Origin of the sequence: Nissabacter archeti (assembly GCF_018257325.1) — a bacterium.
In the GTDB taxonomy this organism is placed as follows: domain Bacteria; phylum Pseudomonadota; class Gammaproteobacteria; order Enterobacterales; family Enterobacteriaceae; genus Chimaeribacter; species Chimaeribacter arupi.
Genome location: NZ_JAERKB010000013.1, coordinates 152182 through 164901, shown reverse-complemented (window position 1 = coordinate 164901; position 12720 = coordinate 152182). Strand labels below are relative to the sequence as shown.

Annotated in this window: 11 protein-coding genes and 1 pseudogene; 7 read left to right on the top strand and 5 right to left on the bottom strand. The window is 51.8% G+C overall.

Annotated elements, in window-relative coordinates; translation table 11 throughout:
- Positions 1 to 35: 35 nt before the first annotated feature.
- The 5 genes and pseudogenes from JK232_RS18285 to arsC all read left to right on the top strand — a co-directional run bounded on the left by JK232_RS18285 (position 36) and on the right by arsC (position 3129).
- Entirely contained in the window at positions 36 to 449 is a 414-nt protein-coding gene (locus tag JK232_RS18285) for a S24 family peptidase (RefSeq protein ID WP_246538686.1), read from the top strand.
- Positions 450 to 564: 115 nt separating this feature from the next.
- A pseudogene (locus JK232_RS18280) lies at positions 565 to 693 on the top strand (Y-family DNA polymerase); the annotation flags it as partial.
- Positions 694 to 925: 232 nt separating this feature from the next.
- Positions 926 to 1279 carry a metalloregulator ArsR/SmtB family transcription factor gene (locus tag JK232_RS18275; RefSeq protein WP_212589546.1) on the top strand — a complete coding sequence of 118 codons (354 nt, stop codon included), beginning with the start codon at positions 926 to 928 and terminating at the stop codon, positions 1277 to 1279.
- A 91-nt stretch (positions 1280 to 1370) separates the two neighbouring features.
- Positions 1371 to 2654, top strand: a complete 1284-nt coding sequence (locus JK232_RS18270) for an arsenic transporter (RefSeq protein WP_212589545.1) — start codon at positions 1371 to 1373, stop codon at positions 2652 to 2654.
- 46 nt (positions 2655 to 2700) lie between these two features.
- The gene (gene arsC / locus JK232_RS18265; RefSeq protein WP_212589544.1) at positions 2701 to 3129 is read left to right on the top strand and encodes a glutaredoxin-dependent arsenate reductase; all 429 of its coding nucleotides are present in this window, start codon (positions 2701 to 2703) and stop codon (positions 3127 to 3129) included.
- 54 nt (positions 3130 to 3183) lie between these two features.
- On the opposite strand, the gene arsH is transcribed toward arsC, so the two are convergent.
- The 5 genes from arsH to JK232_RS18240 form a co-directional block, all read right to left on the bottom strand.
- On the bottom strand, positions 3184 to 3822 hold the full coding sequence (arsH, locus tag JK232_RS18260; RefSeq protein WP_246538708.1) for an arsenical resistance protein ArsH: 639 nt from the start codon (positions 3820 to 3822) through the stop codon (positions 3184 to 3186).
- A 249-nt stretch (positions 3823 to 4071) separates the two neighbouring features.
- Positions 4072 to 7218, bottom strand: a complete 3147-nt coding sequence (locus JK232_RS18255) for a CusA/CzcA family heavy metal efflux RND transporter (protein ID WP_212589543.1) — start codon at positions 7216 to 7218, stop codon at positions 4072 to 4074.
- A 10-nt stretch (positions 7219 to 7228) separates the two neighbouring features.
- Positions 7229 to 8512, bottom strand: coding sequence for an efflux RND transporter periplasmic adaptor subunit (locus JK232_RS18250; RefSeq protein ID WP_212589542.1), 1284 nt, complete (start codon positions 8510 to 8512; stop codon positions 7229 to 7231).
- 102 nt (positions 8513 to 8614) lie between these two features.
- Positions 8615 to 8971, bottom strand: a complete 357-nt coding sequence (gene cusF / locus JK232_RS18245; RefSeq protein ID WP_212589541.1) for a cation efflux system protein CusF — start codon at positions 8969 to 8971, stop codon at positions 8615 to 8617.
- 33 nt (positions 8972 to 9004) lie between these two features.
- Positions 9005 to 10390 carry an efflux transporter outer membrane subunit gene (locus JK232_RS18240; protein ID WP_212589540.1) on the bottom strand — a complete coding sequence of 462 codons (1386 nt, stop codon included), beginning with the start codon at positions 10388 to 10390 and terminating at the stop codon, positions 9005 to 9007.
- Positions 10391 to 10576: 186 nt separating this feature from the next.
- Between JK232_RS18240 and JK232_RS18235 the strand changes: the two genes are divergently transcribed.
- Both JK232_RS18235 and JK232_RS18230 read left to right on the top strand, forming a co-directional pair.
- Positions 10577 to 11260 (top strand): copper/silver response regulator transcription factor, encoded by a 684-nt coding sequence (locus JK232_RS18235; protein ID WP_212589539.1) that lies wholly within the window; start codon positions 10577 to 10579, stop codon positions 11258 to 11260.
- Entirely contained in the window at positions 11250 to 12710 is a 1461-nt protein-coding gene (locus tag JK232_RS18230; RefSeq protein ID WP_212589538.1) for a Cu(+)/Ag(+) sensor histidine kinase, read from the top strand. Before JK232_RS18235 ends, JK232_RS18230 begins: the two co-directional genes overlap by 11 nt.
- The last annotated feature ends 10 nt before the right edge of the window (positions 12711 to 12720 follow it).

Genomic DNA, 12720 nt, shown 5'->3' with positions numbered 1-12720 from the left:
CTGCTGTGTTCTGCTAAACATTATCAGGCGCCTTCATGCGCTATAAGCGCATCTACACCCAGGAGTACCGAATGGGCTTTCAAAATCCCTCACAGAACTACACGGAACATCGCCTGACGTTGGGTGATCTTGTGTATCTCTCCCCTCATTCAACCTACCTGTTAAGGAGCGCAAGTGATTACCCGGACGTGGGCATTATGAAGGGGTCGCTCCTGGTCATCGATCGTGGTCTGACGCCACAGGACCGTCAGGTTGTCATCGTAAAGGTTGATGACGAGCTTGTGCTGCGCCGCCTGCAGCTAGAGCCGGTTCCGGGGCTGCAAGAACTGTCTGGCCAGGGCTCAGTCATGCTCCTGACCGAAGAAGATGACGCATTGATCTGGGGGGTAGTGGCTTATGTCCTTACTGATATAGCGGGCTTAGGGTTTAACCAGGTACGTCAGGAATAACTTAAACCGGCACCGGAAAAATTCTGGCAGGTTTAGCCCTCTCCTTTGAGCGGTTGATAACGCCAGGATATTCATTAATACTGTTTTTATGTACAGCATAAACCGGATCTGACCTATGTTTGCGCTCGCTGACGCCAACAACTTTTATGCATCCTGTGAAACCGTTTTTCGCCCCGATCTGCGTGGGAAGCCTATCTGCGTCGTTTCGAACAACGATGGCTGTGTAATTGCCCGTTCCGCTGATTATGTGGAATAGAAAATCTACAGAAATTATTGACGCTTTTAATGGTAGCTATGAGCGGAAAGCGGACGTTGAGCGATTACATCGTCCTGGTTTAACTGTACAAATACGCTACAAGGTTGATCTCCAGAAGATGAACCTAGGCCAGATGAACACATCTGAATTAATGAATGTAATATTGACTCTCAGTTTACAGGCAGCGACACTGACTTCCGTCCCGGGCTCAGGAGCTATCATGCCTCAACTTCAACCTCTTCAGCTTTTCAAAAATCTGTCCGATGAAACACGGCTCAGTCTGGTTTTGTTGCTACGCGAAAAAGGAGAGCTGTGCGTCTGTGAACTCACGTCAATTCTGAAGGAAAGTCAGCCTAAAATTTCCCGGCATCTGGCAATACTCAGAGACGGAGGCCTGCTTATTGACAGGCGCGACGGCAAGTGGATTTATTATCGGTTGTCACCACATATGCCAGCCTGGGCTGCAGCGGTGATTGAGCAGGCTTACTTGTGTCAGCGCAATGACATCTTGCAACTCAGCCAGCGGGCTGAACGGGATAGCGTGACCACCAACGGCAAGCCTGTTTGCCTTTAAAAAATTTACCCATACATATTTGGTTTTACATATACGTTGTGTTGAGTGTTTTCTGCCCGGTCTGACGGGAGCGATATCAAAAGGAAAATGTATGTTTTTGGCGGGTGCAATATTTGTCCTGACGCTGGTACTGGTCATCTGGCAACCGAAAGGGCTCAGTATTGGCTGGAGTGCAGTTATCGGCGCCGCGCTGGCGTTGCTGGCCGGTGTGGTTCACCCTGGTGATATCCCGGCGGTCTGGCAGATCGTCTGGAATGCCACGGCTACCTTTATTGCCGTGATTATCATCAGCCTGTTGCTTGATGAATGCGGTTTTTTTGAATGGGCTGCGCTGCACGTTTCCCGCTGGGGAGGCGGTAAAGGCCGGCTGCTGTTTACGTATATTATTCTGCTGGGAGCGGCGGTCGCGGCCCTGTTTGCCAACGACGGCGCGGCGCTTATTCTCACGCCAATTGTTATCGCCATGCTGCTGGCGCTGGGCTTCAGCCCCAGTGCCACGCTGGCGTTTGTGATGGCCGCCGGATTTATTGCGGACACTTCAAGCCTGCCGCTGATCGTGTCGAACCTGGTAAATATCGTTACGGCAGACTTCTTTAAGCTGGGCTTCAGTGAATACGCCTCCGTGATGGTACCGGTTAATATCGCTTCCGTGGCTGCCACCCTGTCCATGCTGCACCTTTTTTTCCGCAAAGACATCCCTGCAGGTTATGACCTGGCAAAGCTGAAAGCACCCCGGGAAGCTATCCGTGACATACGAACCTTTAAAACCGGCTGGCTGGTGCTGCTCTTGCTACTGGCCGGCTTTTTTGGCCTGGAGCCTCTCGGCGTCCCGGTCAGCTTGGTAGCCGCGGTGGCAGCCTTTATCCTCTGGCTGGTTGCCCGGAAAGGGCAGGTTATCGACACAAACAAGGTTCTGAAAGGCGCGCCCTGGCAGATAGTCATCTTCTCGCTGGGCATGTATCTCGTGGTGTATGGTCTGCGCAATGCCGGCCTGACGGATTATCTCTCTGCTGCCCTGAACCGGTTTGCTGAGCACGGCGTCTGGGGGGCCACGCTGGGCACCGGTTTCCTGACGGCCTTTCTGTCCTCGGTGATGAATAACATGCCCACCGTCCTGGTCGGCGCGCTCTCCATTGACGGCAGCACTGCTCAGGGCATGGTGAAGGAGGCGATGATTTACGCCAACATCATCGGCTGCGACCTCGGTCCGAAAATTACCCCGATCGGCAGCCTGGCGACTCTGCTGTGGCTGCATGTACTGGCGCAGAAAAATATTACGGTCGGCTGGGGCTACTACTTTCGCGTAGGCATCGTGATGACCTTGCCAGTGCTTTTTGTGACGTTGGCCGCGCTGGCCCTGCGCCTGTCTGTTTAACCCAAACCTGGGACTGCGTCTGCGCAGTCTCTTATGGAGTACGCTTATGACTGACATCACTATTTACCACAACCCGGCCTGTGGGACGTCCCGTAACACCCTGGCGCTTATCCGCAACAGCGGCACAGAGCCATCGGTAATTTTGTATCTGGAGACGCCGCCAGCCCGTGACGAGCTGCAAAAGCTGATTGCGGATATGGGTATCAGCGTACGCGGGCTGCTGCGCAAAAACACGGAGCCGTATGAGCAGCTTGGGCTGGCAGAAGACCGGTTCAGCGATGACGAACTGCTGGAGGCCATGCTGGCCCATCCTATCCTCATCAACCGTCCAGTCGTGGTGACGCCGCTCGGTACAAAGCTCTGCCGTCCGTCTGAAGCAGTTCTGGACATTCTGCCGAACCCGCAGCAGGGGGCATTCACCAAAGAAGACGGCGAAAAAGTTATTGATGAGCACGGGAAGCGAATCAGCCACTGACCTTTCTGCGTGCTGCCGGCGGAAGGAAGACGTAAAAACAGAAGCCGGCTTTTTTCATATGCTGCGCTGGTTGACCCGCTCTGAGAGCTGCGCAGCACTTTCTTTCCTTTCGCTATAACGGTCGGTCAGGTAATCACTGCGCCCGCGCGTCAGCAAGGTGAACTTCATCAGCTCCTCCATCACGTCCACGATGCGATCGTAATACGGCGAAGGTTTCATACGGCCGTCTTCCTCAAACTCGGCCCAGGCTTTTGCTACGGATGACTGATTCGGAATGGTGATCATACGCATCCAGCGCCCGAGAATCCGCATCTGGTTGACGGCAAGGGTTTTACCCTGAGACGGACGGACTGCGCCGGATGTCAGCGGTATCCAGTCAATCTGCGCTTTCATGATGCCGGTCATGGCACCGTGACGCTCCGGGGAGCACCAGACCATGCCTTCTGACCAGAGAACCAGCTCACGCAGCTCTGCGACTTTCGGGTGCGTCTCCGGGGCGTCGTCAGGCAGCGGCAGGCCGGACGGGTTAAAAACTTTCACCTCGGCACCCATTGCCGTCAGCAGCCGGGCGGCCTCTTCTGTTGTGAGCCGGCTGTAAGAGCGCTCCCGCAGCGAGCCGTAGAGCATCAGGATACGGGGTGGGTGTGTCACGTCTGCGGCCTTCAGCTTCTCTCCGGTCAGCGGCGCGTCCAGAAGGGGGTCCGCCTGGAAAACGGAAAATATCCTACGCTAAGTTTATTTTTTGCACAATTGAACGAATGCGGCGTCCGCTTCGTGCGTTTGTATACGCTGAATCGCACATTTCCAGAGCTTTTACGGAGGAAATGGTTCAATTGGATCTGTGCCACTTGTGGCAGGACCACAGCTTGATAGGTAATAATAAAAAAGGAATACAGGCATTGACCTGTATTCCTGATTTCAGTTGCAAAACCAAACCTACTTTTAACTTGCGATAACTTTATGCCTCTTCAGCCAGATCAACTTATAAGCTGCTGGTATGATGAACAGAGACAGTAAAGGTGCGGTGATCATGCCGCCAATCATCGGCGCAGCAATACGGCTCATCACTTCTGAACCAGCTCCAGTTCCCCATAATATCGGCAACAACCCGGCGATAATGACCGCCACGGTCATGGCTTTTGGTCGCACACGGAGTACCGCGCCATGGTATAATGCGTCATCCAGTCCTTCAGTAGTGAACGTTTCCCGGCTTAACAACACGGGTTTTTCTTCAATGGCATGACGCAGGTACATCAGCATCACCACCCCAAATTCTGCCGCAACGCCAGCCAGGGCAATAAACCCGGTTCCGGTCGCCACCGACATATGGAATCCCTGCCAGTAAAGGAACCATATCCCCCCCACCAGAGCAAAGGGCAGGCTCATCAGGATCAATACAGCTTCATCAACACGACGGAACGCCAGATACAACAGAACGAAAATGATCATGATGGTCATCGGTACCATCAGTTTCAGCTTCTTGTTGGCATGCTCCAGCAGTTCAAACTGTCCGGAGAAAGCCACACTGGTGCCCGGTTTTAAGGTCACTTTTTCACTGATGGCCATTTTAAGATCGTTAACCACCGAAACCATGTCTCGACCGCGGGCATCGATGTAGATCCAGTTCGTTGGCCGGGCATTTTCTGTTTTCAGCATGCTCGGACCGGAAACGACTTTAACCTCAGCAACGTCGCTCAGCGTGACCTGCTGCTTCATTGGGGTGAGGATGGGCAGTTGACGCAGCGTCTCAGGCCCATCACGATAGCCCTGCGGATAGCGAATATTAATAGGGTACCGGGCAACACCTTCCACCACTTCCCCCACCTGAGCGCCGCCAATCGCTGAGGTTACAAACAACTGGACATCATCAATGCTCATGCCGTATCGGGCCGCTTTTTCACGGTTAATGTCGACCGTAATGTAACGCCCGCCTTCCAGACGTTCCGCCAGAGCAGAGGTGACACCAGGAACGGTTCTGGCCACTTCCTCAATCTGTTGTGCAGTCTGGTCAAGGTCAGCCAGAACCGTACCGGAGACTTTGATCCCTATCGGGCTCTTAATCCCGGTTGACAGCATATCGATACGGTTACGGATAGGAGGTACCCAGAGGTTAGCCAGGCCAGGTAAACGAACGGTTTTGTCGAGCTCGTCGATAATTTTGTCGATGGTCATTCCCGGGCGCCACTGGTCTTCCGGCTTCAGCTGGATTGTGGTTTCCAGCATTTCCATCGGGGCTGAGTCTGTGGCGGTGTCCGCTTTCCCTGATTTCCCAAACACCGAGGCCACTTCAGGTACGGTTTTGATGAGCTTATCGGTCGTCTGCAACAGCGTCCTGGCCTGCGCGGGAGAAATACCCGGCAGTGTGGACGGCATATACAGTAAGTCGCCCTCATTTATCTGCGGAAGAAACTCCCCACCCACCTTACTGAGTGGCCATGCGATGGTCAGGATCGATAATAATGCCACGACCAGCGTCAGCTTTGGCCAGTGGAGAACACGCAGCAGCAGGGGGTGATACATCCTGATCAGGAACCGGTTCAGCGGGTTACTGGTTTCGGCCGGAATTTTTCCGCGGATCCAGAATCCCATCAGAATTGGTATCACCACAATCGCCAGAACTGCGGCCCCGGCCATCGAATAGGTTTTGGTGAAGGCCAGCGGACCAAACAGGCGGCCTTCCTGCCCCTCAAGAGTAAAGATCGGGATAAACGACAGGGTAATGATCAGCAGACTAATGAACAGTGCCGGTCCAACCTCTACCGAAGCATCAGTGATAACTTTCCAGCGTGTTGCATTATCAATTTTTTCTCCCGGGTGCTGGTGATCCCATTCCTCCAGCCGTTTATGGGCATTTTCTATCATCACCACCGCAGCATCCACCATGGCGCCGACCGCAATCGCAATCCCGCCCAGCGACATGATATTGGCATTCATCCCCTGGAAGTGCATCACGATGAAGGCAATACACAATCCCAGTGGGAGAGATATGATGGCAACCAGTGCAGAGCGCAGATGCCAGAGGAACAGCGCACAGACCACGGCAACCACAATAAATTCTTCCAGCAATTTATGGCTGAGGTTATCAATCGACCGGTCGATGAGCTGGCTGCGGTCGTAGGTGGTGACCACTTCAACTCCCTGCGGAAGGCTCTTTTTCAGTATCTCCAGCTTATCCTTCACCGCGGAAATCACATCCCGGGCATTTTTCCCGGAGCGTAAAATAATCACTCCGCCGGCAACTTCACCTTCACCGTTCAGCTCTGCAATGCCACGCCGCATTTCAGGTCCAGTCTGTACCCGGGCGACATCTTTTAAATACACAGGAATACCATTTGCCCCCGCACTGAGGACAATGTTGTTGAAATCATTCAGGGACTGAAGATAGCCGGTGGCCCGCACCATGTATTCGGTTTCGGCCAGTTCCACTGAAGAACCGCCCGCTTCCTGATTCGAAGCGTTCAGCGCGTTTTTGACCTGCGACAGGGTTATTCCGTATTGCGACAGTTTTATCGGATCAACCTGGACCTGATATTCCCGGGCCATCCCGCCAATGGACGCGACTTCCGAGACGTTTGGAATAGTTTTTAACTCATATTTCAGGAACCAGTCCTGAAGTGAACGCAGTTCGGCCAAATTGTGCTTGCCGCTTTTATCGACAAGGGCATATTCGTAAATCCAGCCGACACCGGTGGCATCGGGACCAATTTCCGACGTCACGCCTTTGGGCAATTTTCCCTGAGCCTGGTTCAGATATTCCATCACGCGTGAACGTGCCCAGTACTGGTCGGTACCATCCTCAAAAATCACATACACATAGGAGTCACCAAACTGGGAAAAGCCACGTACCGTCTTCGCGCCCGGTACGGACAGCATGGTTGTGGTCAGTGGGTAGGTGACCTGGTTTTCGACAATCTGCGGCGCCTGACCCGGATAACTGGTTTTGATAATGACCTGAACATCAGAGAGGTCGGGTAAGGCATCGACAGGGGTATTCACAATGGTCCATGTTCCCCAGATACTCAGGAACAATACTGCCATCATCACCAGAAAGCGGTTGGCAACCGAACGCCGGATAATCCATGCAATCATTGTGTTATCCTCAGTGACTCGTATGTGAATTATCGGATGGCATCGCCATACCCGGAGTCATTGGCGCCAGCTTATCCGCCTGGTGCATTCTCTCCAGTGCGCCAGAAATGTTGGCTTCAGAGTCAATCAGGAATAGCCCGTTCACTACCACGGACTCACCTTCAGATAGCCCGCTGGCGATCCCGGTCTGGTTCTGAGATTCATGCAGTATTTTGATTGATTTGGGAACAAACCGGCCTACGCCATCAACGGTAATGACATGCTGCTCCTTGCCTGTGTCAATCACCGCCTGCGAGGGGATCAGCAGCATTTCACTGCTTTGTGTGTTCAGTTTCAGATAGGCATTCATCCCCGGCTTTAACAGCTCATCCGGGTTGCTCACCTGCAGACGAACCTGAAGGGTGCGAGTTGTCGGGTCCACACTCGGTAAAATATTCCACTTTTCAACATTGAATGTCTTGTCCGGATACGCCGGAACTGAAACGGCAAACTGCGAGGTTTCCTTGAGAAGGTAGGCAATGGATTCCGGAACCGAAGCGCTGATCCAAACCGGATCCATCCCCTGGATTTGGGCCACAACTTTGTCTTTTGAAATATTCATTCCGGTCCGCAGATCGAAGGCGGTAATGACCCCGTTAATCGGTGCTTTAATAGTGAAGCGTGTCTGGATAGTACGGGTGCTGCGCAGCCGCTGAATGTCTTCTTCCTGCATACCTGCCAGGCGCAGACGTTCAAGTATCCCCTTGATCTGGACCTGTGTTCCACCGGTATCCGATAACAACAGGTATTCGCTCTGAGCTTCAACCCAGTCAGGAATGGTTATGTCAATCAGAGGCGTTCCTTTGCGGACCTTATCCCCGATCGTAAGTGGGTAGACTTTTTCGATAAAACCGTCCGCACGCGCCTGCACGATAACGAACTGGTAGTCGTTATAACTGACGTTGGCTGGTATCGTCTGGGTGTACTGTAAATGCCCCTTGTTTACCTTCACGGCTTTCATGCCCAGGTTTTGCACTAAAGACGGATCAATCCGGACTCCGTTGCCGTTCTGTGCATCACCATCATCGGCGTATTTGGGCACCAGATCCATATCCATAAACGGCGATTTGCCGGGTTTATCGAATTTGGTATCAGGCTTCATGGGATCGTACCAGAACAGGACTTTACGCTCCGCTGGCTGCGATGTCGGATGCCCGCCAGAATTGAAATAAGGATACACGGCAACGGCAACTATCCCTCCAATGAGAAGACTGCTAATCATTACCGCAGCGTATTTTAATTTTAAGGAAGCCATGACTGCTCCTGGTAAAGGAAATATAAACTTTACGGGTCATACAACATATAAAAGAGACCCATCACAATGTTTCACTGTGATGGGTATAAACCGGTGGCTAAATTATGACTGCGTGACCTGGATGTCCTGAAACAGTGAAATATTTCCCTGCTGTATAAAGGAAAAATTGACCTTATTACCAGGTTTCAGTGCAGTGATATTGTCATCCTGGGTTGTAAAGGTAAAGCGCATGGTCATTGCTGGCCAGCCAAGGGCCGGAATGGCTTCATGAGCAATGGTGATTTTTTTGTTCTGAAAATCAATATCCTTCACAATGCCGGTGGCGCTGATGACCTGTTGTTCCGCTTTCATTTCACCGTGCGACATCTGCATATCGTGGTGCGACTCCCCGGCCTGAGCGGCCTGAGCTATCACCAGTGACATTAAACCTAAAAAGACTGCTTTCATTGACTGATGCATATTAAATACTCCTGATTAATTAAAAGAGAAAATTTACTCAACCCAGCCGCCGCCAAGTGCGGTAAAGAGTTTTATTTCATTGACCTGCTGTGAATATTTGAGATCGAGAAGGGTTTGTTGCGTGGCAAATAAGGAGCGTTCCGCATCCAGTACTTCAATATAACTGACCGCACCGTTTGAATATAATCCACGCGCCCGCAGCAATGTTATTTTAAGAGAGTCAAGATAGCGTTGTTGCGCCGAAATTTGCTTGCTGATGCTGTCCCGCAATGACAACGCGTCGGCCACGTCTTTGAATGCGGTCTGAATTTTTTGTTCGTAATTCACTACTGCTTGCTGTTGACGCACCTTCGCCAGCGTCAGGTTTGCCTCATTGCGGCCCGCGTTGAAAATCGGGAGTTCGATTTTCGGCACGAAATTCCACATGCCACTCCCTGGCGTAAACAGGTTTGAGAGGTCAGAGCTGCTGGCCGACAGACCGCTGGTCAGGCTGATTGACGGGAAAAATGCCGCCCTGGCCGCGCCGATGTTGGCATCGGCCGCTTTCAACTGGTGCTCCGCTTCCATGATGTCCGGCCTCTGGAGCAGAACCGCTGAGGAAAGATTTGGCGGTAATTTAACGGGATTAAGATCTGCCGCCTCATCAGTCCGGGCTGCTGGCAGGCTGTTGTAGATACCCAGTAACAGCTGAAGCGCGTTGTTCGCCTGAGCCAGCTGCCCTTCACGACTGGCAATTTCGGCGCGAGTGCTTTCAATGACCCCACGCGCCTGTTCGAGAGCAAGTACCGTTGTGCTGCCGGTGACGAGCTGTTGCTCAACAAAGGCATAGGATTGCTGATAGTTTTGCAGCGTCTCACGGGCGATTTTCAGTTGCGCCAGGGCAAGCTGCTGGTTGTAGTAACTTTGCGAGACGTTAGAAATCAGCAGAATGTGCACATTTCGTTGCGCCTCCTGACTGGCAAAGTAATTCTGCCTGTCGGCTTCGCTCATGTTTTTCAGCTTACCAAAGAAATCTAGGTCAAAACTCAGATCCAGCCCTGCGGAGTAGTTTTTCGTCGTTGCACTACTGCCTTTTAACCCGCCCTGGTAGTTCGCATCTGAAGACGCGTTCAGTTGCGGGTATCGGTCTGCGTCAGTCACATTATACTGCGCCCGCGCTTCCTCCACTTTCAGGATAGCCATTTTAAGGTCAGGGTTATTTTTCAGCGCCTCAGCAATGAAACGCCGGGCTTGGGGATCGACGAAAAAGGTTTTCCAGCCGGTATCCTGATAGCCTGCACTGGCGGGGACGAGGCTGTTGCGGGAAAGAGAAAATTGCTGAGGTACAGGGAGTGCCGGACGCTCGTATTCGGGGGCCAGTGAAACACACCCGCTCAGAATAAGCACCGTACTGACCGCCAGTTGTTTTAATTTGAACATATCGCTTCCCGTCCAGGCTCGCCCGGAAAATCCTGCGGGTAAATAATGATGGGGGATAGATTAGCCGGGGGACTCTGTTGGCTTGGTGACAGGATAATGACAAAGCTGTCATTCTCCATTTCAGTCGTTGATCTCGCCAATCCGCTCACTAGAATGACTGGAAAATGGCCGATATCCGGAGAGAAGATGAAGATACTGATTGTTGAAGATGAGGCGAAAACCGGCGAATATCTGAGCAAGGGGCTGACGGAAGCCGGTTTTATCGTGGATTTAGCGGATAGCGGCCTCACCGGATACCACTATGCTATGACGGCAGAATACGATCTTATCATTCTGGATATTATGCTCCCTGACGTAAATGGCTGGGATATTGTCCGTATGCTGCGGGCGGCTGGTAAAGGGATACCGATCCTGTTGCTGACCGCACTCGGAGCCATTGAGCACCGGGTAAAGGGGCTCGAACTGGGGGCAGACGATTATCTGGTAAAACCTTTCGCTTTTGCAGAACTGCTGGCCCGGGTGAGGACGCTGTTGCGTCGTGGGGTGGCGGTCATAGCTGAAAGTCAGTTTCAGGTGGCGGATCTGAACATCGACCTGGTCTCACGCAAAGTCAGTCGCGCAGGCCGGAGAATTACGCTGACGAGTAAGGAATTTACCCTACTTGAGTTTTTTGTTCGTCATCAAGGTGAAGTGCTGCCCCGTTCGCTCATTGCCTCTCAGGTCTGGGATATGAACTTTGACAGTGATACCAACGCCATTGATGTCGCAGTAAAACGTCTGCGTGCCAAAATTGATAATGATTTCGAGCCAAAACTCATTCAGACGGTTCGTGGCGTCGGTTACGTACTTGAGGTGCCGAATGAGGATTAATGGTAAACGTCGGCCTTTCTCACTCGAAATCCGGCTGACTTTTCTTATCAGCCTGGCCACCATTTTTACCTTCGCAACCTTTGCGGCCATTATGCTCATTTCTGTCCAGAATCATTTTGCGGAACAGGACATCAAAAGCCTGAAGCAAATTAACACCACGCTTACCGCTATTCTGGAAAATCCGGAGGAGTCGGAACAGCAAAAAATCGATAAAATGAGTATTATCCTCCCCAGCTACCGTCATATATCCGTCCTGTTGCTTAATTCTGAAAATAAAATCATCTATCGTTCACCTGACGGACTGGAACTAATATCGGTAATAAACACCGCCGGGTTTACTGATGCTAAATCATCAGGTGAAATCTTCGAGTGGTCAAATGACCAGATGCCTTATAATTTAAACATGCATGATGATAAAGGTGTGAATCAGACCTCCTGGCGGATCTTGGCCTCCCCGGTTAATTCACCGGATGGCGAAAAAGTTAAAAGCGATACACTGATAATCGCCCTTTCAATAAATTTCCACTTACACTATCTCGATGCGCTCAAATATAATCTGTTACTCATTGCTTCGCTGATGAGTCTGCTGATTATTCTGACGGTTTATTTTGCTGTACATAAAGGACATCAGCCGTTACGTAACGTCAGCCTGAAAATTAAGAACATCACCTCAGATAATCTGGATGTCCGTCTTGATCCCGCCCGCGTACCGATTGAGCTCGAGCAACTGGTGATTTCCTTTAATAGCATGATTTCACGTATCGAAGATGTGTTCACCCGGCAGGCGAATTTTTCCGCTGATATTGCCCATGAGATAAGGACACCTATCACTAACCTGATGACCCAGACGGAGATAGCCTTAAGTCAACAGCGCACGGGAAAAGAGCTGGAGGACGTTCTCTATTCCAGTCTTGAAGAGTACAACCGGATGACCAAAATGGTCAGTGACATGCTGTTCCTGGCTCAGGCGGATAATAATCAACTGGTTCCGGAGCAAATGCCGCTGGATCTTCGGGCTGAAACTATCAAGGTATTTGATTTTTTTGAGGCCTGGGCAGAAGAGCGCGAAGTGGGTCTGGCGCTGGACGGTGATTCCGGCAGGATTGAGGGAGACCGGCTGATGCTCCGTCGGGTTATCAACAATCTGTTGTCCAACGCCATCCGCTATACCCCGGCAGGGCGTTCAGTGACCGTACATATCCATGAAAATGCTGAATGGGTCGAGCTTACCGTGGAGAATCCGGGCGCGCCAGTCCCGCAGGAACACCTACCACGACTTTTCGACCGGTTTTATCGTGTGGATCCTTCACGTCAGAGAAAGAGTGAAGGAAGTGGTATCGGGCTTGCCATCGTCAAATCCATTGTGGTTGCACATAAGGGAAAAATAAGCGTCGCCTCTGATCCGCATTCGACCCGCTTTACCCTCACACTCCCCCGATTTCACGGTTAGCAGGCAGGCA

What these genes read in the sequence shown, in the direction of transcription:
- JK232_RS18235 (WP_212589539.1), top strand. Translation starts at nt 10,577, where the DNA reads ATGAAGATACTGATTGTTGAAGATGAGGCGAAAACCGGCGAATATCTG.
- JK232_RS18285 (WP_246538686.1), top strand. Translation starts at nt 36, where the DNA reads ATGCGCTATAAGCGCATCTACACCCAGGAGTACCGAATGGGCTTTCAA.
- JK232_RS18275 (WP_212589546.1), top strand. Translation starts at nt 926, where the DNA reads ATGCCTCAACTTCAACCTCTTCAGCTTTTCAAAAATCTGTCCGATGAA.
- JK232_RS18230 (WP_212589538.1), top strand. Translation starts at nt 11,250, where the DNA reads ATGAGGATTAATGGTAAACGTCGGCCTTTCTCACTCGAAATCCGGCTG.
- JK232_RS18250 (WP_212589542.1), bottom strand. Translation starts at nt 8,512, where the DNA reads ATGGCTTCCTTAAAATTAAAATACGCTGCGGTAATGATTAGCAGTCTT.
- arsC (WP_212589544.1), top strand. Translation starts at nt 2,701, where the DNA reads ATGACTGACATCACTATTTACCACAACCCGGCCTGTGGGACGTCCCGT.
- JK232_RS18255 (WP_212589543.1), bottom strand. Translation starts at nt 7,218, where the DNA reads ATGATTGCATGGATTATCCGGCGTTCGGTTGCCAACCGCTTTCTGGTG.
- JK232_RS18240 (WP_212589540.1), bottom strand. Translation starts at nt 10,390, where the DNA reads ATGTTCAAATTAAAACAACTGGCGGTCAGTACGGTGCTTATTCTGAGC.
- cusF (WP_212589541.1), bottom strand. Translation starts at nt 8,971, where the DNA reads ATGCATCAGTCAATGAAAGCAGTCTTTTTAGGTTTAATGTCACTGGTG.
- JK232_RS18270 (WP_212589545.1), top strand. Translation starts at nt 1,371, where the DNA reads ATGTTTTTGGCGGGTGCAATATTTGTCCTGACGCTGGTACTGGTCATC.